A 21,860-nucleotide genomic window follows, 5' to 3' on the forward strand; every position below is an offset into this window, starting at 1 on the left:
TTCTATTAATGATAGGTACTTCAATTGTTCTGCGTGGCCTGTTTAACCTTTAAGTTCATCCAGGTCATCCACATTAATCGTCCGCATATTACGAAACAACACCACAAGAATCGCCAATCCAATTGCTGATTCTGCTGCTGCAACGGTCAGAATGAAGAACACAAAGATTTGCCCCGAAATATCCTGCAGGTAGTGCGAAAATGCAACAAAATTCATATTGACAGCCAATAACATCAATTCAATCGACATTAGTAAAATAATGACATTCTTTCTGTTAAGAAAAATGCCAACTAAGCCAATGGCAAACAAAATTGCTCCGAGGACTAAATAATGAGATAACGATATCAAACCAACAACCTCTTTTTTATATTTTATAAATCGTCACAAATTTTTTGGAATGATTCCTTCATTCCTTTTTTTCAGCTGGCATTGTTACTATACGTAACCGATCTTCTTTTCTGACTTTGACTTGTTTGGATGGATTCGGTGATCTTTTATCTTCGCGATGCCGCAATGTCAGTGCAATGGCCGCAACCATCGCAACCAATAACAGCACTGCCGCTAATTCAAAAGCATAAACATATTCCGTATAAATCAAGCGCCCCAGTTCTCTGGTGTTACTATAATCAGCATCGTGCGGTCTGGGTACCGGCATTTCTTCGAGTCCAAAATATTTACCCATCAACACCATCGATATTTCCGCGACTATTATCAATGCAATCGTCGCACCAAACGGAAACCATTTCCAAAATCCTTCCCGCAATCGATCCAGATTGATATCGAGCATCATAACCACGAATAAAAACAATACCATGACTGCGCCGACGTATACCAGCACCAAGGCTATTGCTAAAAACTCTGCTTCCAGCAGCAACCATAAGCCTGCGCAAGTAACAAAAGCCAGCACCAATAATAACGCCGAATTAACTGGATTTCGCACCGTAATAACACCCAGTGCTGACGCAACCAAAATGGCTGAAAAAATATAAAATAAAATATCTTGAAAATTCATTTTTATCTACCAGCAAGATTCAGCGATAACGTGCATCAGCTTCTCGATCTTTGGCAATCTGTTCTTCGTAACGATCTCCAATAGCTAACAACATTTCTTTGGTATAGATCAGATCACCTCTTTTTTCGCCGTGATACTCCAATATGCGTGTTTCTACAATTGAATCTACCGGACAAGATTCTTCACAAAAACCACAAAAAATACATTTACTTAAATCAATGTCATAACGTGTAGTCCGTCTCGTGCCATCTGCACGTTGCTCTGAGTCAATGGTTATTGCCATCGCTGGGCAAACAGCCTCGCACAATTTGCAAGCAATGCAGCGCTCTTCCCCGTTTGGATAGCGACGCAGGGCATGCAGGCCACGAAATCGTGGCGATTGTGGTGTTTTTTCCTCTGGAAAATGTACAGTTATCTTTGGTTTGAATAAATACCGGCCTGTAACCGCCATACCTTTTAATAGCTCAAATAACAAAAAGGTACTAAAAAATTTTTTGATACGATCCATTGTATTTTTCTCTATTTTAAAACCAAATATTCAACGGAAATGTGTTCCGTATCGATTCCGGTAATTGCATGATCGAGCCCAACAAAACAATCCAAACAAGCGTGATGGGAATAAATATCTTCCAACCCAATCGCATAATTTGATCATATCGATAGCGCGGGAAGGTTGCACGAAACCATAGAAAAAAGAAAAGAATAAATGCAATTTTTAATAATAACCAAATAATGCCCGGTATTAGTGTAAACGGTGCTATATCGACAGGAGGTAACCACCCACCTAGAAACATGATGGATGTCAATGTGGCTACCAATATCATGTTGGAATATTCAGCCAGGAAAAATACTGTAAAGGCCATGCCTGAGTAATCAACATGGAATCCCGCCACAATTTCTGACTCTCCTTCAGCCACATCAAAAGGAGCCCTGTTGGTTTCAGCCACACCCGAAATTAAATAAACCAGAAACATCGGGAATAGCGGAATCAAATACCAGTTCAAAAAACTATTACCCTGTTGCCCATTCACGATATCGCCCAGATTCAAGCTTTGTGACATCATCAACACACACACCAAGGCAAAACCCATCGCCAATTCATATGAAACCACTTGAGCCGCCGAGCGCATGGCTCCTAAAAAAGCATACTTAGAGTTCGATGCCCAACCAGCAATGATAATGCCGTAAATGCCCATTGATGTCATTGCAAGAATATAAAGCAGCCCTGCATTAATATCAGCCAGGATTAATTCAGGAGAAAAAGGAATTACCGCCCAGGCCGCCAACGCTGGCATAATCGTTAACACTGGAGCCAAAATAAAAAGGAACTTGTTTGCACCCGTTGGAATGACTATTTCCTTCATGATTGCTTTTACAGCGTCAGCAATCGGCTGACCCCATCCACGCAACCAAGGTATGCCAAAAAAGGTCACTCTATTTGGACCAACGCGAATTTGCATGTAAGCGATAATCTTACGTTCAGCAAATGTCAAATAGGCAACACCCAATAGCAAGGGCACCACAATGGCAAAAATAAATGTCATGTTTGTCGCTAACGAAAACAGCATGGAACCCCATTCCGTTCCGAATATTTCCACAAACTGTTGTTGAATGTTCTCCATTAATAAACTCCAACCATCGCCATCACAGTTTTTCCAGCACAATTTCACCAAACAAGGCACCCAATGCAACCGTCTTAGGATGAGCACCTGCTATGCGTATACAATTCACCGGCAATTTCTCATCTTGAGCGGCTTCAAGCTGCACAAATCCTTCTCCCTGTTTAATTCTTACCTGATCACCCGCAGCAATACCTAAATTTTCCAGCAATGCTGTTGGCATCCAAGCTTTTGGTGGAGCCGCATCATGCGTAGCTTGCAAGGATTCTGCCCGGCGAACAATCGGGTCAGCTTGATAAATTGGGATTTCGCCAATACGCTGTATATGATGGCTTTCATTTATCGCAATCGCAGTATCGTAACGCTTGGATTTATTATTCAGATACTGATTGATTTCTACACCGGCAGGGAAAATTTCTTCACGAACTTGTTCTGCTGTTTCATAATCAAATTTTTCCAACCCTAGCAAATTCCCCAATACACGCAAAACTTTCCAAGCCGGCCGTGCTTCTCCTTGTGGAGAAACAACACCGTTAAAGCTTTGCACTTTACCTTCTGTGTTGACATAAGTGCCAGAAGTTTCGGTAAATGGGGTTATCGGCAGCAATACATCCGCATAATCTTTACCGTTACCTTGATATGTAGTAAGCGATACTACAAATTCACTTGATTTGATGGTTTTAAGGGCTTGATGAGAATTGTAAGTATCAAACTCCGGTTCCACATTCATTAATATGAATGCCTTACATTTTTCTTTCGCCAGATCATCATCGGATCCCAGCATTTGCGCTGCGGTTAATCCTGATTCAATGTGATTTAGTTTTGCAGCGATCGATATAGCGCCGATTCCCGGAATGGCACCAGCCAAATAAGCACCAACACTATTCGCAGATTCACCCAATACGCCATAACTCGCGCCGACTATTCGGGCAATTGAATCTGCAAGCAGGCTAATTATTGAATAATCAGGATGGTGTTGCGAAATATTTCCCAAATAAATCGCTGCCGGCACATTTTCTATCAAGCTCGAAGCAATTGCGAAAGCATTAGCAGTGCTAGGGATGTTGATTGAATTAATAAATTGCTTTAATTCATCAGTTAGTTCGGTTCCTTTAATCTCAGCAGCAGCTTTTAGTATTTCTGCTAAAACTCTGGTTATTGAAGCCGGAGAAACTATTACTTTATGTGCAACCTTGACCAACAAGTCATCATCAACTGGATTCACAATATTCAGTTTCATGCCATTTTTAGCAGCTTGACGCAATCGTTGCGCAATAAGCGGATGATCTTTGCGTAGCGTACTACCGATAATTAACGCGGACTTCAATTGTGAGATATCCGCGATACTGGTACCCAACCACGGAACACCCAGCATATTGTTATCCGCACGAAAATCAGATTGCCGCAAGCGATGATCAATGTTGCCGCTACCCATAGCGCGTATCAGCTTCTGCAGCAAATACAGCTCTTCCGATGTGCTGTGCGCAGAACCGAGTGCTGCTAAACTTTTTGCACCATGTCTTTGTTTGACTGCTTGTAACGAATGCGCGGTAAATTCCAAAGCTTCTTGCCAGTCACATTCAAACCATTGCCCGTCACGCTTGATCATGGGTCGCGTCAATCTGTCTTCCGAATTTAAACCTTCATAAGAGAACCGGTCTTTATCAGATAACCAACACTCATTAATCGCCTCATTATCCCGAGGAAGCACCCGCATGACACGGTTTTGTTTGACCTGCACAACAAGATTAGAACCTAAGCCGCAATGCGGACTAATTGATTTTCTACGTGATAATTCCCAGGTTCGCGCTGAATATCGGAACGGTTTACTGACCAAAGCACCAACTGGACAGAGATCAATCACATTACCCGACAACTCGGAGTCAACCGTTTTGCCAACAAAAGCTAGAATTTCAGAATGCTCTCCACGTCCGGCCATTCCAAGTTCCATAATTCCAGCAATTTCCTGACCAAAGCGCACACAACGCGTGCAATGAATACAGCGCGTCATATCGGTTGAAATCAACGGACCCAGATTCTTGTTAACAACAACTCGCTTTGCTTCGGTATATCGCGAACCGCTTGCACCGTACCCTACAGCAAGATCTTGCAGCTGACACTCACCGCCTTGATCGCAGATCGGACAGTCGAGCGGATGATTGATCAGCAGAAATTCCATCACGCCTTTTTGCGCAGTAACTGCTTGCTGAGAGTGTGTATATACCTTCATGCCATCCATAACGGGTGTTGCACACGCAGGCAGGGGTTTAGGCGCTTTCTCTACTTGAACCAAACACATACGGCAGTTGGCTGCTATGGATAATTTTTTATGGTAGCAAAAATGTGGAATATAAACACCAATCTGCTTCGCACCATCCATGATGGTGCTTCCTTTAGGAACAGATACTTGCTTACCGTCGATTTCTATATTGACCATCGGCTAAAATTCTTGTGTTAATCACGAATTATAAAGTTGATATGCTCTGATTATTTAACAGCTAAAATCAGACCATACATTGCTTATGTTCTATATGGTAAACAAACTCGCTTCGAAAATGTTGAATCATCGCACGAACAGGCATTGCAGCCGCATCGCCTAAAGCGCAAATCGTACGGCCTTGTATATTGTCTGCGATGTTATCCAGTAATTCCAAATCTTCTAATCGGCCTTTACCATGTTCAATGCGGTTGACAATACGATAAAGCCATCCTGTTCCTTCACGACATGGCGTACATTGCCCGCAGGATTCTTCAAAATAAAAATAAGACAACCGCTCCAATGCTCTGACCATACATGTCGTATCATCCATGATGATAACAGCACCAGAGCCTAACATAGAACCAGCTTTGGCGATCGAATCGTAATCCATATCCGTCTGCATCATAATGTCACCAGGCAATACTGGCATAGACGATCCGCCTGGAATACAGGCTTTTAACTTCCGTCCTCCACGCATTCCACCAGCGAGTTCCAGTAATTCTGTAAATGGAGTTCCGAGCGGTATCTCATAGTTACCAGGTTTATTCACATGTCCCGATACTGAAAAAATTTTAGTCCCGCCGTTATTTGGCTTTCCAAGCTGAAGATATTTCTCTCCGCCATTCCGGATAATCCAAGGGACAGAAGAAAAAGTTTCAGTATTATTAATCGTAGTTGGCTTGCCATACAAACCAAAATTCGCTGGAAATGGCGGTTTAAAACGAGGTTGGCCTTTTTTACCTTCTATGGATTCCAGTAGCGCGGTTTCTTCACCACAAATATACGCACCGTAACCGTGATGATTATGCAATTGGAAACTGAACGAGGAGCCTAATATATTATTTCCCAAATAGCCTGCTGCTCGCGCTTCTTCAACAGCGTCTTCCATGCGCTCATAGGTTTCCCATATCTCACCATGAATATAGTTATACCCTGCTTTTACACCCATCGCATATGCCGCTATTATCATTCCTTCGATCAGCAGATGAGGATTAAATCGCATTATATCGCGATCCTTAAAGGTGCCTGGCTCTCCCTCGTCCGAATTACATACGATATATTTATCGCCCTCATACCCTTTCGGCATGAAACTCCACTTTAATCCGGTTGGAAAGCCAGCTCCGCCTCGTCCACGAAGGGCTGATTTCTTAACTTCTTCAATCACTTCCTCAGGAGAAATTTTTTTCGCCAGTATTTTTCTAAGTGCTGCATAGCCTTCACGCTTTTCATAGCTTTTAAGCCGCCAATTTTCAGGATCGGAAGGATTCACTCCGTTCATTAATGTTTGCGGAAACTGATTCATTTGCCCAGTTCCTTCAGCAATTTATCGATCATCTCATTGGACATAAAGCTGCACATACGTTTGTTATTAACCAGTAATACTGGCGCATCGCCACAGGCGCCAAAACACTCGCCTTCTTTCAGGGTGAATTTCCCATCCGGTGTTGTTTGATTAAAACCAATACCTAATCTTTGCTTCAAATATGCTGCCGTATCATTACTACCCGATAACGCACAAGGCAGATTGGTACATACCGTAATTTTATATTCACCAACGGGTTCCAGGTTATACATATTGTAAAACGTGGCCACTTCATAAACCGCGATGGGTGTCATACCTAAATATTCCGCGACGAAATTCATGGTTTCGTTTGCAAGCCAGCCTTTTTCTTCTTGTGCAATTGCAAGTGCTGACATGACAGCGGATTGTTTTTGATCAAGCGGATACTTCGCGATTTCTCGATCAATTCTCTTAAGGGATTCAGTGCTTAACATCGTTATCTATCTATCTCACCAAATACTATGTCTTGCGTACCAATGATAGCGACCACGTCAGAAATCATATGACCTCTCGACATTTCATCCAAAGCAGCCAGATGCGCAAATCCAGGTGCGCGTATTTTCAAACGGTAGGGTTTATTTGCACCATTCGATACTAAATAAATACCGAATTCACCTTTAGGGTGCTCAACCGCTACGTAGGCCTCACCCGGGGGCACATGAAATCCTTCCGTAAATAATTTGAAATGATGAATCATTTCTTCCATGTTTTGTTTCATACCGACACGTGAAGGCGGCGCAACTTTGTGATTATCAGTAATCACCGGTCCCGAATTTTTACGTAACCAATCGACACATTGCTTAATGATGCGATTGGATTGACGGAACTCTTCCATACGTACCAAATAGCGATCATAACAGTCGCCATTAACTCCAACAGGTATATCGAAATCCAGGCGGTCGTAAACTTCATAAGGTTGTTTCTTTCTTAGATCCCATTCGACCCCTGAGCCGCGCAACATAGGACCGGTAAAGCCCAATGCTTTAGCACGTTCAGGCGAAACAACACCGATATCAACCAAACGCTGTTTCCAAATTCTATTATCTGTCAATAATGTTTCATATTCATCAACATATGTTGGAAAACGATTGGTAAAATCTTCGATAAAATCTAACAGCGTACCTTCTCTATTTGTATTTCGTATGCGTGTTTCTTTTTCACTATGAATCTTAGAAGACTGGTACTTCGGCATTGTATCGGGTAAGTCACGATAGACACCACCGGGCCGGTAATAGGCGGCATGTAATCTGGCACCCGATACTGCTTCGTAACAATCCATCAGATCTTCTCTCTCACGGAATGCATACAAAAACATTGTCATTGCGCCCACATCCAATGCATGCGCGCCGATCCATAACAGGTGATTCAGTATGCGGGTGATTTCATCGAACATCACCCGGATATATTGCGCTCTAATTGGCACTTCGATTTGCAGCAGTTTTTCGATCGCCATGACATACGCATGTTCATTGACCATCATCGAAACATAATCCAGCCGATCCATATACGGTACGGATTGGAGGTATGTTTTATTTTCCGCTAATTTCTCAGTAGCACGATGCAATAATCCAATATGGGGATCAGCACGCTTTACAACTTCTCCATCTAATTCCAATACAAGCCTCAACACGCCGTGCGCTGCAGGGTGCTGCGGTCCAAAATTCATGGTGTAATTACGTATTTCGGCCATAAGCTACTTCATAAAATTCTTATAAGATACAATGCAAGAGACTCAATAGTCGTTATGATTCACAGTCGCCATAATGTTCTTCACGAATTACAAGCGGTGTGATTTCTCTCGGTTCGATAGTAACAGGTTGGTAAATGACACGCTTTTGCTCAGCATCATAACGCATTTCAACATGACCGGTGATTGGAAAATCTTTGCGGAACGGATTGCCTATAAAACCATAGTCGGTCAATATACGACGCAAATCCGGATGACCGGTAAAAACTATTCCATAGAGATCAAATGCCTCGCGCTCAAACCAATTAGCAGTTGGCCAAATTTCAGTCACTGAATCCACACTCGGAAATTCATTATTCTCAGCTAAAACCCGAATGCGTAACCGATAGTTCTTTTCTACTGAGAGTAAGTGATAGATCACAGCAAATCGCTTATTACGCAGACCATGCCTTGCAGACAACTCGTCGCCATAAGCTGAGTAATCAATACCACACAGGTCTATCAATGTATCAAATCTTAATTGAGAATTGTCTCGTAAATTTGTACACGCAGTGATGATATCTTCCGCGCGCACTATGATCGTTATCTCACCGAAATGTGTTTGCAAACCGGCCAATTTATCGCCCAACACATCCTTCAATGCTGCCGCAAGATTCTCTAATTGAGTAGTAGACATAGGGTTAGCGTGCAATAGTATTGGTACGGTTTATTTTATTTTGTAGCTGAATAATGCCATACAGCAAGGCTTCAGCTGTCGGTGGACATCCAGGTACATAAATATCAACAGGCACGATACGATCACATCCACGAACTACCGAATAAGAGTAGTGATAATACCCGCCACCATTTGCACAGGATCCCATGGATATCACCCAGCGTGGCTCTGCCATTTGATCGTAAACCTTGCGTAAAGCCGGCGCCATCTTGTTGCAGAGCGTGCCGGCGACAATCATTACATCCGATTGGCGTGGACTAGGTCTAAATACAATACCAAAACGATCAAGATCGTAGCGTGATGCACCAGTCTCCATCATTTCAACCGCACAACAAGCCAAACCAAATGTCATTGGCCACATCGAGCCTGTCCGCCCCCAGTTTATGATCGAATCCAAACTGGCTGTGACAAATCCTTTTTCAAGTGTTCCTTCAATACTCATAACATCAATCCCACTCTAATGCACCCTTCATCCATTCGTAGATGAAACCCACGACCAGGATACCCAGGAATGTCATCATTGCAATAAATCCAAATAAACCAATTTCGTCAAGCACAATCGCCCAAGGAAACAAGAAAGCAATTTCCAGATCAAATAAAATGAATAAAATTGCAACTAAGTAGTAGCGTACGTCAAATTTCATACGTGCATCTTCAAAAGCTTCAAAGCCGCACTCATAGGGAGAAAGCTTCTCACTATCCGGACGATTTGGCGCCAATAACCATCCACATAACATCGGAACGACACCAACCAGGAATCCAACAATCAAAAACAATAAGATCGGGAAATAATTTTCAAGCATTTTTAAATAATTTAATCATTCCAATTTATAGAATTTAAATCATGAATAAGAATAAAGTTTTCAAGAATATCAGCTTAGTGTGGTGCCGACGGCGAGACTCGAACTCGCACAGCTTACGCCACCGCCCCCTCAAGACGGCGTGTCTACCAATTCCACCACGTCGGCAGCAAAGCAATTCACATTATGATCAACAGGCTGCCTTACAAAAAATCCCTTAGAAACTATTCTGGTATCTGATTTACTTTTGAGCTACTCTCTACTTCAAGCACATTTTGATCGCGATCTGGAATTGATTTTTTCTCTGCTCCTGCCCCAGATGCACTTCCAGACTCTTCGGCCTGATCCATTATACTCATCACACTTGTTGAGCTCTCAGTTTGATTTACTGATAGATAGGTTAAACTCATGCTTGTAGCAAAAAACATTGCAGCGACAAAACCTGTAGCGCGGCTCAAAAATGAAGCAGACCCGCTTGCACCAAACAAACTTCCCGCAGAACCGCTACCGAATGCCGCCCCCATATCTGCACCTTTGCCATGTTGCAATAATACCAAAACCACTAATACAATCGCCAGCAAAACATGCGCTGCCCAAACTATAATTTCCAATGTGTACTACTCCCTAAAAATTAGTGATGCAAAGCGCGGCAAATCGCTATAAATTCACTTGAAATAAGCGAAGCTCCACCTATCAGACCACCATCGATATCCGGCATTGCGAATAATTCAAGTGCATTATTAGCTTTCACACTGCCGCCATAAAGTATGACTAATTCCCGTGCAATGCTCGCATTCTCTTTAGCAATGCCTGTTCTAATATACGAGTGAACATCTTGCGCTTGTTGAGGAGATGCGGTCTTACCCGTGCCTATAGCCCATATTGGCTCATATGCAACGACCGCCTGACTCAGAGATTCGATGCCTGCCAATCGAATAACCGCCGTAAGCTGATCTTGAATTACTTGCTCAGTAATTCCAGCTTCTCGCTGCTCAAGTGTTTCACCCACACATAAAATTGGTGTTATGCCTGCACGTTGCGCGGCTAAATATTTTTCTGCAACGATAGTGTTATTTTCGCTAAATAATGTTCTTCTTTCCGAGTGCCCAACAATGACATACCGGCATCCGAAATCCTTTAGCATGGCCGTTGAAATTTCTCCGGTATATGCACCTTTTTCGTATTGACTTACATTCTGAGCGCCCCATGCAATATTGGTACTCCGCAGTGCATCTTGTACTGATGAAAGATATGGATAAGGAACACAAACCGCCAGACGAGCTTCTTTTAACCCATTAACCCCAGCCACAACCTCGTCTAGCAACTGCTTGTTATCAACTAAACTACCGTGCATTTTCCAGTTACCCGCAACCATCTTTTCGCGCATTTTTACCACTTACCTCTACTTCCTAAAAGGGGGGAATGCTACATTTGATTCTTTACTAAGTCAATTATGATTCCATAATCGTCGTCCGCTGATACAGACAGTAAAGAATTGCTTTCAAATCCTTATTAATACTCAAGATACTATCTATCTAACCAAGATTACTTCAACTTCTCACATATACAGGCTTTATTAATGTATATGGATTTTCAAACTTATCGACAATATTTAACCGAATCGTCCGGTAATATAATCTTCGGTCTGTTTATTCTTCGGCTTGATAAAGATGGTATCTGTCACATTAAATTCGATTAATTCCCCTAAGTACATATAGGCGGTGTAATCGGAAACTCTCGCAGCTTGTTGCATATTATGGGTAACGATAAGAATTGTTACCTTATTTTTTAAATCAGTTATTAATTCTTCGATACTGGCTGTTGCAATGGGATCGAGCGCGGAAGTCGGTTCATCAAACAGCAATATTTCCGGGTCTGTTGCCAAAGCTCTGGCGATGCAAAGTCTTTGCTGTTGTCCTCCGGAAAGATTAAAGGCCAAATGGTGTAATCGATCTTTTACTTCATCCCATAGCGCGGAATTGCGTAATGCAGCTTCGACCTTTTCATCCAAAATAGCGCGCTGTTTAATCCCGCGCACGCGAAGCCCATATGCAACGTTTTCATAAATGGATTTGGGAAACGGATTCGGTTTCTGAAAAACCATGCTTATTCTCATCCGCACTTCAATTGGATCAACGTTTGAAGCCAAAATATTGACATCATCCGGGTGAAGAATAATTTCACCTTCATAGCGATTACCGGGATATAGATCATGCATGCGATTGAAACAGCGCAGAAATGTCGATTTTCCGCATCCGGAGGGTCCTATTAAGGCAGTGATCCTCTTATCGTGCAAGACCATATCGATATTCTTCAGCGCATTAAATCCGCCATAGTAAAAACTGAGGTTTTTAACTTCTGATTTATATTGAATCGTTTCTATTGGTTTTTCAGAGTTGATTTGCATTGCTTTTACCACTTAATATTTTTTCGCATGCGATAACGCAAATAAATCGCCAAGCCATTCATTGCTAGCGTCATCACTACCAATACCAGCCCAGCAGCAGCTGCATTTAATTGGAATGCCTCTTCCGGCCGTGATACCCAATTAAACATCTGTATCGGCATCACCGTAAAAGGTGCTGTCAGCCATTCAATGGATAAATAAAGAAATTCACTTTTCACCGGTGAAGGCGGTAAAAAAGCAATAAATGTTAACGCACCAATCGTAATAATCGGCGCAGTCTCGCCAATCGCTCGAGCCAAGCCGATAATAATGCCTGTTAGAATTCCCGCAGACGAATACGGTAGCAAATGATCAGAAACCGTTTGCCACTTAGTCGCGCCAAGTGCATAAGCTCCTTCCCTTATTGATACTGGAATTGATCGTATTGCTTCGCGAGTTGCGACAATCACAACCGGCAAAATAAGCAACGCCAAAGCAAGTCCCGCAGCTAAAATGCTTTGCCCGAAACCCAATTGGTAAACGAATAATCCTAATGCGAGCAAACCATAGATGATAGAAGGTACACCCGCCAAGTTAGTTACATTAATCTCAATGATTTCGGTTAATAAATTTTTCGGTGCATATTCTTCCAAATACACACCCGATCCAATACCTAATGGCACTGCGGCAAATGCTGTTACCAACATCACCAGGGTTGTACCAACCCAAGCCGATAAAATTCCCGCTGATTCAGGCCGGCGTGAAGGAAAAGATGTAAAGAACTCCCAAGACAGACGTGGCATCCCGTCTATCAACATATGAGCAAATAGAGCCATAAAGGTTAATACCGCAATCATAAGCGCAATAATTCCGGTAATCATAAAAATCAGATCCCATTTCTTATGCAGTCCAATGATTTTTCTGATTTCTTCTATATTATTAACGCTCTTCATTACAAAAAATCACCCAAAATATTTTCACTTTTTGACCGTGTTAATTGTTAATAAATTTCTCTATATCGCTTACGCAATGCATGACCGATAATATTAAATAACAACGTTATCAGCAATAAAGTCAAACCGGCAGCAAAAATAGTTTGATAGCCAATACTACCGTGAGGCAAGTCACCCAAACTAACCTGGACTATATATGCTGTAATGGTTGCAGCTGGTTCCATGGGATTCCAGGTTAAATTTGGTTGCATCCCGGCAGCAATTGCAACCACCATTGTTTCCCCCACCGCACGTGATATGCCCAAAATATATGCAGCAGCTATCCCAGAAAAAGCAGCCGGCATCACGACTCGGATAGCCGTTTGAAAGCGCGTAGCGCCCATCGCGTAAGAGCCTTCTCGGAGATTCATTGGAACCGCTCGCATGGCATCCTCAGTCATTGAACTCACATAGGGGATAATCATTATCCCCATTACCAATCCGGCAGATAGCAAATTAAAGCCAGGCAATTCAGGGAAAATAATTTGCAACAATGGCGTAACAAATAATAATGCAAAATAACCATACACTACTGTCGGCACGCCGCCCAGCAATTCCAAGAAGGGTTTCGCCATTTCACGAACTGTAAATGGCGCAAACTCAGAAAGGTAAATAGCGATAATTGTTCCGAGTGGAAGCGCAACCAGCAAGGCAATTAATGAACTGACTATGGTGCCGGAAACCAGTGGCATTATTCCATAGTGAGCATCATCGAATAGTGGTGTCCATTGCGTATCGGTTACAAATTGCCAGATCGATACATGTTGAAAAAAAACCAACGATTCTTTTACCAGCATCACAATGATTGCGAGCATGATCGCTATCGAAAGTAGCGCCGACAAGAATAAGAAAGTCTCTATAAATCTTTCGTGCAAATGACGACGAAAGCTATATCCTAGTTTGCCAGCGTGAGTTATTTTAGTGCGTGACTCTTCTGCCAAAATACAAGCCCTTCATATGTTGAAGCATTATCGTAAAAGAAACGCTAGTGTGCTTTCAAAAACACAACCATTAATGATTTTTTCTTTTCGCTATGCTTTTCTTTTTTATTTCTTCTGTTAACACAAAAAAATTCTGGAGATAGCAACATCTCCAGAATTTTATTTACACTACTTTGAAGAGATGAAATTCACAGAAGACTACTCTTCATCTTCATCTTCATCATCACTCTGGGCTTCCGCGCTGCCAGCTGATCCGCCAGCAGATCCTTCACCCTCGTCTTCTTCCTCGTCTTCGTCTTCTCCACTACCGCCTTCATCTTCTTCCTTCACCAAAACCAGCTTGCCAGCTTTCAAGCTCGCATTCAGGTCGGTCTTCGGTACTTCTTCATGTACCAGGTTCTGATGGCAGTCTATACACGTCGCACCTTCCGTCTTCATCTTCTTGTGCGCTTCTTGGGCGTCAGCTCCCGGTGGATTCGGGTTCTTATGGCAGTCACGGCAGGTGATGCTGTCCCATTTCTTCAGGTTCATCCGCGCATCGTGCGCCATGATCAAGCGGCGTTCGTTAAATTTCTCCAGCGTCGAGTAGTCATTCATCAGTTCCAGATACAGTTCTCTCGCGCCATCCACTGCGTGGCTATACACCGCTAAATGAAAGTTCTTGAAGCCTTGCGGTATATGACAATCTTTACAGCTGGGATTGACACCCAACGCACCATAGTGCGTCGATTGTCTTAATTCCGTTTGCGTATAGGTCATCGAGTGGCAGCTGGTGCAGAATTCTTCGGTCGAGAGTGCCGCTTCCCCGCCAAATACGACCGCTACCAGTACGATGCCCAGCAGACCACCTGTCAGCAGCGTGCCTATCGCTCCTTTTTGTATGCCTGTCATTACTCTTTTCCTTTATCTTTTTTGTCCCCTGTCTTTTCCTTTGCGCTGGCTTGGAATTCGTCATGGTACTTGAATTTTGGCTCGCCTACGAAAGTGCCGTCCAGTTTGTAATGCTCGTGCATTGCTTTGACGTCTTTGACCATCTTGTCAAAGTCAAAGGTGTATTTAGGGTCTACTGCAGGGGTGAATGGGGTGTAAGGGGCTTTCGCGCCTTTCCAGGGTGAGCCTTCGTAGTTCAAATGGCAAGCTGCGCAGGCTTCTTCAAAGTGGAAGTCTTGGCCTTTGTCAGCAACCACTTTACGTTGTGTGGTGGTGCCTTTGCTTTCAAATGCTTGTCCTGCCTTGCGGTGGTCGCCACGGTAGTTCTTACCAGGTCCGTGGCACGATTCACAACCTACTGCCGCTAGGGGCTTCTTCGCTGCTTCTATGGTATAGCCGCCTTTCTTGCCGAAGCCGTCTACGTGACAGCCTACGCAGTCTTTGTCTTGGGTGTAGTCTTTTTCCGGATCCAGTTTGGCTTTAACTTTGGCTTCTTTGCGTGCGCCAGGTTTCAGCGATTCCATCGCTTTGGCGTGCGCGGTGTCTTTCCATGCTTTAGCTTGCGATTTGTGGCAGGAGCTGCATTTCGCGCGTCCTTCAAAAGTGTCCGCTATCGCTGCGCCTGAGAAAAATGCGGCTGCTGCCAGAACAGCCAGTAGATAGGTTATTGGGTGTTTCATCCTTCCTCCTTTATGCTTTTTTAATTCAAGTTTTTGATGGCTCGTATTGTACGCTATCGCCGCTTTGTGTAAATGGCTATTTCGCTGGCGTTTCCGTTTACGGTAGCCGGTATACCCAGTAGCCGCCTTGTTGATAGATCAGTTGCGCTACGTCCAGTTCGGTCGGGGCTTTTTTGTCTACAAACGGTAACATCCTCGCCAGTAGGGTTTGGCTGCTCTTTTCGTCACTCAGGAAGAATACTCTGATTTCTTCGTCCGCGACCGATTGCAGGGTGTAGGTGTCAAAGTCGTTTTCCTTCAGTTGCACTTTCATCTGGTTGATCATGCCGTGCATGTTGCCGGTCATCGGGAAGTTCTGAAACGCTACGCCGATTCTGTCGGGGTGCATGAGTCCTGCTTTATACAGGTCGGTGACATGTACAATGACATAGGTTTCCCGGTCTGAGCCTATCAGTTCCCGCAGTTGCTTGACGCCTTCTTCCGCAGGGGCCGTCAGGGCTTCGCTGAAACGTTTGAATTGCTCCCGTTCTTTTTGACTGGCTTTGCTTCCCCAGAATTGTTTTTCATAGGCTTGGATGGCTTCGCTTTGTTCCAACCAGGGGACCGGTATCATCAGCGGTTCGTTCAGGTGGCTGGTAAAGAGTGTGTCGTGGCCGGTGAGCAGTTTGATTTGCCGCGATGTGTCCCACCATGAGAGTATCAGGGCGTCTTTCGGGGCGTGTTTGGCTATCGCCGCTGCCAGGGTGCTAAGTTCCGATGGTTTGCGGTCAAAGTTGTAGAGTATTTCGTTGGTGCTGTTCTTCCAGTAAATTAGTACCGGTGCTTCATCCTTTTGTCTTGCGACGATGAATTCGGCGATGGGTTTGGCTACGCCGTCCGCTTGTACTTTGTATTGGCTTAGCTTGAGTTCGGGCCAGCCCGATAGGTCCATTTTGCTGAACTTCTGGCTGTCGCCTTCCGCGACCAGTTGATATTGATAGGGGGCCGGTACCGGTTTAAACCATAAATACGCAAACCAGCCCAATAAAAGCAAACCTCCCGTCACTAGGATGATTCCTAATGACGGGAGTAGCTTGTCTGACGATCGCACTGCCTTGGCAGTGCGATCTTCTGCGTTAGCGCTTATCAAGCTTCGCTTTGTTTACGTTTGCGCCAGCCTGCCAGTGCCAGTGTTCCGGCTAGCAGCATGCCACCGCCTAAACCGCCCAGAGAGATTTTCTCTGCTGTGCCGTCTAAGTCGAGTAGGCTGGTTTTCTTGGTTTCAAGATTTTTAACACGTTCTTGCAGTGCAACCATTTCACGGATGCGGGTGTTTTCGTCTTGAATCTCAACATAAGCGCGGTTGATCGGACCCCAGCCTTCGGTGTAGGTCCAGCCGCCTGGGTTAACGTGCGCTAGGCCTACGTGCATCTTGGCCAGGTCGTTTTCATGCATTTCCAGCACTTTCAGTTCGATGGCTGCAGGGCTGTTGCCTTTCGACCAGAACAGTTGGGCAAAGTAGGCGTAGCCTTCTTTTTCCGGTGCAGGTGGTGCAGGACGGTTGGTTTTTTGACCGGTCAGCAGGCCTTCTTTGTACAGTTGATGTACGACTGCATTGGCTTCTTGGTATTTAGCCAGTCCTTCCAATGTGCCTTTGTCCATCAGATCGAGGTAGGAGCGGGCAAAACGTTCCGAGTGGCATTGGGTACAAGTGACTACCCATGAGTCCAGACGTTTTTCCGACCATTCACTCTTGATGTTTTCCGCAATTCCAGGAACAAACGGGTAGTTCGCCCAGCGGATTTTTCTGACCATGTTGTGGCTATATTCGCCTTCGTATTCCATGTGGCAGCCGGCGCAGGTTGGTGCGCTTTGTCCGCCTACTGCATAGGCGTCTTTTAACGGTGCTTCCCAGTTCCATTGGTTGCCCAGCATGCCGACAATTTTGCCGTGCTTGGACATGGAGTACGCTTCCCAGTTGTTGTGGTCTACACCGCTGTGACAGGTTGCGCAGGCTTCCGGTCTGCGGGATTCCGCTGCTGAGAATTCGTGACGGGTGTGGCATGAGTCACATTTGTTTTGGTTGGTGTGGCACATTGAGCAGCCTTCGGCCACTTCACGTTGTGGCATCGCTGCCCATACGGTGGTTTCCACGTTAGCTTTGTAGTCCAGTGCGTGCGATGGGCGTCCATCCGGCCATTGGTCGTGCGGCCAGATCATCGTGTCGCGTTCCGATTCACGTTCCGCAAATTCTGCCAAGTGACAGGTGCCGCATACGTCGGCCGTCGGCATTCTGATGTCTTTGGTGTGGTCGGCTTTTTTCTTCGCACCAATGTCTACGTGACAGTCGATACAGCCAACTTCTTTCAGGTTCTCGCCTTCAGCCAGTCTGCCCATCGAGCGAAGGTTCTTTTCGACTTCTTCCAGTTTGGCTTTCTTGTAAAAAGTAGGTTCGCCCGGTTTCAGGTTGCGCACTTTGTCCAGGTTCGCATGGCTGCTTCTCTTCCATGCTTGTACCCATACCGGTGATTCGTCGGTGTGGCATTCCACGCATTCTTTACGGCTTGCTACTTCTTTGTTCGTGGTCGGTGATTTGTAAAATGTCGCCGGATCCAGGTAAATTCCGTACGGGATCGGTTCCCAGTATTGCGCCAGTGTGCCGCGTCCCGCTCCTTGCGCAGGATCTTTGTAGCGCTTAACCAGCGCTTCGTGCAGTTCCTTCGGCGTTACTTTCGTACGGTCCAGTTTCAACGCTTCATACAGTTCGTTCGGTACGCTCGGTATGTCAGCCTGGGCCGCTCCTATCAGCATCCCTCCTAACAGTACCGCTACTATCCTCGGCCATAGCTTGCCTTTCATCTCTCTCTCCTTTGGTTTTCCATAAGTTTCTTCCTTGCCTCTTCTTTACTTTGCTCTTCTTCTTGTTCTCTTCCACCATGAATACCCTTCATATACTCAGTATCCAGAGCTTTTACTTCCTTTATCTATCCATTCCCTCTGCCCATACAATTCCTCATCCCACAGGCAGTAAGCATCTTCTAGACTACTTAGTCACCTCACCACTGTCAAGGGGACTGTAAGCACGACACCAGCGCATTGTCCAGGTCTTTTTAATTAATATATTTTTTACGCTATAAAATAAAAAAGTAAATTAACTATTCACTTAGCCATTTTAGCTATTTAGCATTTTGATGGCAGCAGATAATCGGCTTTTATAACGCGCAGCCTTATTTTTATGAATGATGCCTTTACCGGCAATTGAATCAACAGTTCCCAAGGAGCTATTGAAAGCATTTTGCGCCAATTCCTTATTTCCTGTTCCAATTGCCTTTCTAACTGATTTTATCGCAGTACGTAATTTAGACCGCAAACTGACGTTATATTCTCTGCGTTTGACCGCTTGCCTCGCACGCTTTCTTGCTTGTGCACTGTTAGCCATAAAAATCCACAGCTCCTTCAAAGAAAAAGGGTTAGATACTACTTTCTTTTTTTCTATATTGCAACCATAACTGCCTAAAACCTGAAGTAAATCTACAAAATCTCAAACATTTTAATGACTACTGCTCATCATGATAATTTTTAAAACTACAATTATAAAATCGATGATAGATTCCTATTGATTCTATTTTATAGAGCGTGGGGGTTTACAATAAAAACGCGATGGATATTCCGGATTGCGCTGTTTATTCCGAATAACGTCACCGCCTTCGTTGACACAGACCATTACCGATTTGTCTAGATTGGGAAAATATTCATTAGATCCTGGTTGAGCCGAGGTTGGCGGTACCTTTTCTCTGATTCTGGCGCAAAGAGCTGGCTCATTTGGTTTTGGCCGGTCATTTTCCATCGCTGGCAATGGACAAAGATTACAAGGGTCTCCAGGACATAAACAGCCTTCGCAATTGGCTAGTATCGGTGTCGCATAGGCAATTAGCCCTATACCGAGCAATAAACTCGCACTGATTTTAAATACTGATAAAAACATTCTTACACCTTTCGTCATATTTTTTCACCTGAAAAATTTTATCTCAACTTTGTTTTTACATCTTTAATAATGATTTGATAATCGATAACAATCAGCAGAAGCATCTGCTTTTTGTTATACTGATTTTACCTGAACTTAGATTGAGCTAAGAGTAACGCAAAAAACTTTGAGTCCATAAATCATGATAATGAATCTCAATTTAAAACTATTAAAATCTACTTTATGCATACTGAGTGTTCTGGTCGCCTCGTTTGCTCGTGCCGAAACCATTGAGCTTCTACAAAAAAATGCCAGTGCGGCATATGAAAAAATGATGGAATCCAAGCAAGCTGCTGAATCTTTGATGAAAGACGTTACTTTCGCTGAGAAAAAACTAGCCACAGCTAAGCAAAAAATGATTGAAGCTGAACGCGAAGCCGAAACAGCCAGGAGAAAATCGGAGCAAGCTAGGGTTGCGATGGAACAGGCAACTAGCCGGTGGAAACAAGCATCCGATACGCTAGCAAATGAATGGGGCAAATCGGAAATCAAGTAGTCAAAGTTGATTCTCTGATGAAGAGTGTCATTTTGACATGCGGAATACCAGCCTCCATGAATTCTTCTCCCATAATTTGAAATCCAAATTTTTTATAGAATGGTATAGCGTTCGTTTGTGCATGCAACTGCGCTTCAAACTGACGCCGTTTTATTAATACCTGCAATAAAGTTGTCAGCAACGCACTGCCCAAACCTTGACCGCGCCATTCTTTTAATACCGCCATACGGCCGATATGGCCATCCGGTAATAATCGCGCTGTGCCCACCGGCTGCCCAGCTTTATTTAAAACAAGCACATGCACGCTGGCTGCATCAAACTGATCCCACTCTAATTCTTCCGGAACCTGCTGTTCGCGAATAAACACCGCTGTTCGTACTGCGCGCAGAGCAGTCGCAGCTTCTTCCCAACTTACGATTTGTACAGCATCAGCATGGCTCACGATTAACTTCTAGTAAGCGGCATTATTTGAATGGATGACGCAGCAGAATCGTTTCTTCTCTGTCCGGTCCGGTAGAAATCATATCGATCGGTATTTCACAAACCTCTTCAAGACGCTTCAGATAGTTTTGCGCCGCTTTAGGTAATTGCGTGAATTCCTTAATTCCAGCTGTATTTTCTGACCAACCCGGTATTTCCTCGTAGATTGGCTCGCAGTTATCCAGGTCGTCAGCACCAACGGGCAGAATATTGCTGCAACTGCCATTACTCAATTTATAACCAACACCAAGATTCAAACTTTCCACACCATCCAATACATCCAGTTTAGTAATACATAGTCCAGTCACGCCATTGATTTGTATCGAACGCTTCAGCGCGACCGCATCAAACCAGCCACAGCGACGTGGCCGTCCTGTAGTTGATCCAAATTCATGACCACGCTTTGCGAGATGCTTGCCAACTTCGTCATCCAGTTCTGTTGGAAATGGCCCTGATCCAACTCGTGTGGTATAAGCTTTGGTAATTCCCAAGACGTAATGCAGCATCTGCGGCCCGACCCCACTCCCGGGAGCTGCGGCGCCAGCGACGCAATTGCTGGATGTGACAAATGGATATGTGCCATGATCGACATCAAGTAGCGCGCCTTGCGCACCTTCAAACAACAGATTATTTCCTGCTTTATTCGCCTCAAATAACAATCGCGGAACATCGGCTACCATGGGTTTGATTCTCTCGGCTTGGGCCAATGCATCATCCATTGTTTTTTGAAAATCTATAATCGGTGCTTGAAAATAATTTTTCAACACGAAATTATGATAATCCAGCATCTCACCCAGCTTGGCAGCAAAACGATCGCGGTGAAACAGATCCTGCAAGCGAATAGCCCGGCGTGCGACTTTATCTTCGTAAGCCGGTCCAATGCCACGTCCCGTAGTACCTATTTTTCCGACACCCCTGGCCGTCTCGCGCGCGTTATCCAGAGCAATATGACAAGGTAAAATTAACGGGCAAGCTTCACTAATTCGCAACCGATTGCTGACATCAATTCCACTTTGCTCCAACATATCAATTTCACTGAGTAGCGCCTCCGGCGAAATCACGACGCCGTTGCCGATATAACAAACCACCGTATCACGCAGAATACCGGAGGGAATCAGATGCAATACGGTTTTCTTGTTGCCGATGACCAATGTGTGACCTGCATTATGTCCGCCTTGAAAACGCACCACGCCTTGCGCATGATCCGTAAGCCAGTCGACGATCTTGCCTTTTCCTTCATCGCCCCACTGCGTGCCAATGACGACAACATTCTTAGTCATAGTGCTAATCTCTAAAAA

General features: G+C 44.3%; 25 protein-coding genes and 1 tRNA gene. 1 reads left to right on the forward strand and 25 read right to left on the reverse strand.

The genetic code is table 11. The features are described 5' to 3' along the window. Nucleotides 1–42: 42 nt before the first annotated feature. From nuoK to R2103_RS09560, 23 genes are all read right to left on the reverse strand, one after another. Entirely contained in the window at nt 43–348 is a 306-nt protein-coding gene (gene nuoK / locus R2103_RS09450) for an NADH-quinone oxidoreductase subunit NuoK (RefSeq protein WP_090319128.1), read from the reverse strand. A 58-nt stretch (nt 349–406) separates the two neighbouring features. Then, on the reverse strand, nt 407–1,012 hold the full coding sequence (locus tag R2103_RS09455) for an NADH-quinone oxidoreductase subunit J (RefSeq protein WP_317531188.1): 606 nt from the start codon (nt 1,010–1,012) through the stop codon (nt 407–409). 19 nt (nt 1,013–1,031) lie between these two features. Continuing rightward, nucleotides 1,032–1,520 (reverse strand): NADH-quinone oxidoreductase subunit NuoI, encoded by a 489-nt coding sequence (gene nuoI, locus R2103_RS09460; RefSeq protein ID WP_132429016.1) that lies wholly within the window; start codon nt 1,518–1,520, stop codon nt 1,032–1,034. Between the two features lie 16 nt (nt 1,521–1,536). Then, nucleotides 1,537–2,634 (reverse strand): NADH-quinone oxidoreductase subunit NuoH, encoded by a 1,098-nt coding sequence (nuoH, locus tag R2103_RS09465; protein ID WP_132429014.1) that lies wholly within the window; start codon nt 2,632–2,634, stop codon nt 1,537–1,539. Nucleotides 2,635–2,656: 22 nt separating this feature from the next. Then, on the reverse strand, nt 2,657–5,068 hold the full coding sequence (gene nuoG / locus R2103_RS09470; protein ID WP_317531189.1) for an NADH-quinone oxidoreductase subunit NuoG: 2,412 nt from the start codon (nt 5,066–5,068) through the stop codon (nt 2,657–2,659). A gap of 67 nt (nt 5,069–5,135) precedes the next feature. Then, nucleotides 5,136–6,413 carry an NADH-quinone oxidoreductase subunit NuoF gene (gene nuoF, locus R2103_RS09475; RefSeq protein WP_317531190.1) on the reverse strand — a complete coding sequence of 426 codons (1,278 nt, stop codon included), beginning with the start codon at nt 6,411–6,413 and terminating at the stop codon, nt 5,136–5,138. Then, nucleotides 6,410–6,886 (reverse strand): NADH-quinone oxidoreductase subunit NuoE, encoded by a 477-nt coding sequence (nuoE, locus tag R2103_RS09480; RefSeq protein WP_317531191.1) that lies wholly within the window; start codon nt 6,884–6,886, stop codon nt 6,410–6,412. Before nuoE ends, nuoF begins: the two co-directional genes overlap by 4 nt. Before the next feature lie 2 nt (nt 6,887–6,888). Continuing rightward, nucleotides 6,889–8,142 (reverse strand): NADH-quinone oxidoreductase subunit D, encoded by a 1,254-nt coding sequence (locus R2103_RS09485; RefSeq protein ID WP_317531192.1) that lies wholly within the window; start codon nt 8,140–8,142, stop codon nt 6,889–6,891. Between the two features lie 52 nt (nt 8,143–8,194). Further along, on the reverse strand, nt 8,195–8,815 hold the full coding sequence (locus R2103_RS09490) for an NADH-quinone oxidoreductase subunit C (RefSeq protein WP_317531193.1): 621 nt from the start codon (nt 8,813–8,815) through the stop codon (nt 8,195–8,197). 4 nt (nt 8,816–8,819) lie between these two features. Further along, nucleotides 8,820–9,296 (reverse strand): NuoB/complex I 20 kDa subunit family protein, encoded by a 477-nt coding sequence (locus R2103_RS09495; RefSeq protein WP_108698557.1) that lies wholly within the window; start codon nt 9,294–9,296, stop codon nt 8,820–8,822. 4 nt (nt 9,297–9,300) lie between these two features. Continuing rightward, nucleotides 9,301–9,657: an NADH-quinone oxidoreductase subunit A gene (locus R2103_RS09500; protein WP_317531194.1), complete on the reverse strand. Its 357-nt coding sequence runs from the start codon at nt 9,655–9,657 to the stop codon at nt 9,301–9,303. An 80-nt stretch (nt 9,658–9,737) separates the two neighbouring features. Further along, nucleotides 9,738–9,822, reverse strand: a tRNA-Leu gene (locus R2103_RS09505). 56 nt (nt 9,823–9,878) lie between these two features. Then, nucleotides 9,879–10,265, reverse strand: a complete 387-nt coding sequence (secG, locus tag R2103_RS09510) for a preprotein translocase subunit SecG (RefSeq protein WP_317531195.1) — start codon at nt 10,263–10,265, stop codon at nt 9,879–9,881. Nucleotides 10,266–10,285: 20 nt separating this feature from the next. Further along, nucleotides 10,286–11,041 (reverse strand): triose-phosphate isomerase, encoded by a 756-nt coding sequence (gene tpiA, locus R2103_RS09515; RefSeq protein WP_317531196.1) that lies wholly within the window; start codon nt 11,039–11,041, stop codon nt 10,286–10,288. Nucleotides 11,042–11,266: 225 nt separating this feature from the next. Further along, nucleotides 11,267–12,061 (reverse strand): phosphate ABC transporter ATP-binding protein PstB, encoded by a 795-nt coding sequence (pstB, locus tag R2103_RS09520; protein ID WP_090319168.1) that lies wholly within the window; start codon nt 12,059–12,061, stop codon nt 11,267–11,269. A gap of 5 nt (nt 12,062–12,066) precedes the next feature. Further along, a complete protein-coding gene (gene pstA / locus R2103_RS09525) occupies nt 12,067–12,993 on the reverse strand; it encodes a phosphate ABC transporter permease PstA (RefSeq protein WP_317531197.1) in 927 nt (308 codons plus the stop codon). A 47-nt stretch (nt 12,994–13,040) separates the two neighbouring features. After that, a complete protein-coding gene (pstC, locus tag R2103_RS09530) occupies nt 13,041–13,973 on the reverse strand; it encodes a phosphate ABC transporter permease subunit PstC (RefSeq protein ID WP_317531198.1) in 933 nt (310 codons plus the stop codon). 198 nt (nt 13,974–14,171) lie between these two features. After that, entirely contained in the window at nt 14,172–14,864 is a 693-nt protein-coding gene (locus R2103_RS09535; protein WP_317529995.1) for a NapC/NirT family cytochrome c, read from the reverse strand. Next, nucleotides 14,864–15,583: a cytochrome c-550 CycA gene (gene cycA / locus R2103_RS09540; RefSeq protein WP_317529994.1), complete on the reverse strand. Its 720-nt coding sequence runs from the start codon at nt 15,581–15,583 to the stop codon at nt 14,864–14,866. Before cycA ends, R2103_RS09535 begins: the two co-directional genes overlap by 1 nt. A 97-nt stretch (nt 15,584–15,680) precedes the next feature. Beyond that, the gene (gene haoB, locus R2103_RS09545) at nt 15,681–16,673 is read right to left on the reverse strand and encodes a hydroxylamine oxidation protein HaoB (RefSeq protein WP_317532046.1); all 993 of its coding nucleotides are present in this window, start codon (nt 16,671–16,673) and stop codon (nt 15,681–15,683) included. A 35-nt stretch (nt 16,674–16,708) separates the two neighbouring features. Then, a complete protein-coding gene (locus R2103_RS09550; RefSeq protein ID WP_317529993.1) occupies nt 16,709–18,421 on the reverse strand; it encodes a multiheme c-type cytochrome in 1,713 nt (570 codons plus the stop codon). A 313-nt stretch (nt 18,422–18,734) separates the two neighbouring features. After that, nucleotides 18,735–19,001, reverse strand: coding sequence for a 30S ribosomal protein S20 (gene rpsT / locus R2103_RS09555; protein WP_090319638.1), 267 nt, complete (start codon nt 18,999–19,001; stop codon nt 18,735–18,737). 183 nt (nt 19,002–19,184) lie between these two features. Next, a complete protein-coding gene (locus tag R2103_RS09560) occupies nt 19,185–19,565 on the reverse strand; it encodes a hypothetical protein (RefSeq protein WP_317531199.1) in 381 nt (126 codons plus the stop codon). Nucleotides 19,566–19,728: 163 nt separating this feature from the next. Here R2103_RS09560 and R2103_RS09565 point away from each other — a divergent pair, with 163 nt between their 5' ends. Further along, nucleotides 19,729–20,082: a hypothetical protein gene (locus tag R2103_RS09565; protein WP_317531200.1), complete on the forward strand. Its 354-nt coding sequence runs from the start codon at nt 19,729–19,731 to the stop codon at nt 20,080–20,082. Here the strand turns inward: R2103_RS09565 and R2103_RS09570 are convergent. Both R2103_RS09570 and R2103_RS09575 read right to left on the reverse strand, forming a co-directional pair. Next, a complete protein-coding gene (locus R2103_RS09570) occupies nt 20,075–20,524 on the reverse strand; it encodes a GNAT family N-acetyltransferase (protein ID WP_317531201.1) in 450 nt (149 codons plus the stop codon). The genes R2103_RS09565 and R2103_RS09570 overlap by 8 nt on opposite strands. A 22-nt stretch (nt 20,525–20,546) precedes the next feature. After that, the gene (locus tag R2103_RS09575; RefSeq protein ID WP_317531202.1) at nt 20,547–21,842 is read right to left on the reverse strand and encodes an adenylosuccinate synthase; all 1,296 of its coding nucleotides are present in this window, start codon (nt 21,840–21,842) and stop codon (nt 20,547–20,549) included. Between the last annotated feature and the right edge of the window lie 18 nt (nt 21,843–21,860).

Origin of the sequence: Nitrosomonas sp. Is24 (assembly GCF_033063335.1) — a bacterium.
In the GTDB taxonomy this organism is placed as follows: Bacteria; Pseudomonadota; Gammaproteobacteria; order Burkholderiales; family Nitrosomonadaceae; genus Nitrosomonas.

Excerpts from the sequence above, each read along its gene's own strand:
- R2103_RS09560 (WP_317531199.1), bottom strand. The coding sequence starts at position 19,565 with ATGACGAAAGGTGTAAGAATGTTTTTATCAGTATTTAAAATCAGTGCG.
- R2103_RS09550 (WP_317529993.1), bottom strand. The coding sequence starts at position 18,421 with ATGAAAGGCAAGCTATGGCCGAGGATAGTAGCGGTACTGTTAGGAGGG.
- R2103_RS09575 (WP_317531202.1), bottom strand. The coding sequence starts at position 21,842 with ATGACTAAGAATGTTGTCGTCATTGGCACGCAGTGGGGCGATGAAGGA.
- nuoH (WP_132429014.1), bottom strand. The coding sequence starts at position 2,634 with ATGGAGAACATTCAACAACAGTTTGTGGAAATATTCGGAACGGAATGG.
- nuoG (WP_317531189.1), bottom strand. The coding sequence starts at position 5,068 with ATGGTCAATATAGAAATCGACGGTAAGCAAGTATCTGTTCCTAAAGGA.
- pstB (WP_090319168.1), bottom strand. The coding sequence starts at position 12,061 with ATGCAAATCAACTCTGAAAAACCAATAGAAACGATTCAATATAAATCA.
- R2103_RS09565 (WP_317531200.1), top strand. The coding sequence starts at position 19,729 with ATGATAATGAATCTCAATTTAAAACTATTAAAATCTACTTTATGCATA.
- R2103_RS09495 (WP_108698557.1), bottom strand. The coding sequence starts at position 9,296 with ATGAGTATTGAAGGAACACTTGAAAAAGGATTTGTCACAGCCAGTTTG.
- nuoF (WP_317531190.1), bottom strand. The coding sequence starts at position 6,413 with ATGAATCAGTTTCCGCAAACATTAATGAACGGAGTGAATCCTTCCGAT.
- R2103_RS09500 (WP_317531194.1), bottom strand. The coding sequence starts at position 9,657 with ATGCTTGAAAATTATTTCCCGATCTTATTGTTTTTGATTGTTGGATTC.
- tpiA (WP_317531196.1), bottom strand. The coding sequence starts at position 11,041 with ATGCGCGAAAAGATGGTTGCGGGTAACTGGAAAATGCACGGTAGTTTA.
- R2103_RS09455 (WP_317531188.1), bottom strand. The coding sequence starts at position 1,012 with ATGAATTTTCAAGATATTTTATTTTATATTTTTTCAGCCATTTTGGTT.
- R2103_RS09485 (WP_317531192.1), bottom strand. The coding sequence starts at position 8,142 with ATGGCCGAAATACGTAATTACACCATGAATTTTGGACCGCAGCACCCT.
- rpsT (WP_090319638.1), bottom strand. The coding sequence starts at position 19,001 with ATGGCTAACAGTGCACAAGCAAGAAAGCGTGCGAGGCAAGCGGTCAAA.
- R2103_RS09535 (WP_317529995.1), bottom strand. The coding sequence starts at position 14,864 with ATGACAGGCATACAAAAAGGAGCGATAGGCACGCTGCTGACAGGTGGT.
- R2103_RS09490 (WP_317531193.1), bottom strand. The coding sequence starts at position 8,815 with ATGTCTACTACTCAATTAGAGAATCTTGCGGCAGCATTGAAGGATGTG.
- nuoE (WP_317531191.1), bottom strand. The coding sequence starts at position 6,886 with ATGTTAAGCACTGAATCCCTTAAGAGAATTGATCGAGAAATCGCGAAG.
- nuoI (WP_132429016.1), bottom strand. The coding sequence starts at position 1,520 with ATGGATCGTATCAAAAAATTTTTTAGTACCTTTTTGTTATTTGAGCTA.
- cycA (WP_317529994.1), bottom strand. The coding sequence starts at position 15,583 with ATGAAACACCCAATAACCTATCTACTGGCTGTTCTGGCAGCAGCCGCA.
- pstA (WP_317531197.1), bottom strand. The coding sequence starts at position 12,993 with ATGAAGAGCGTTAATAATATAGAAGAAATCAGAAAAATCATTGGACTG.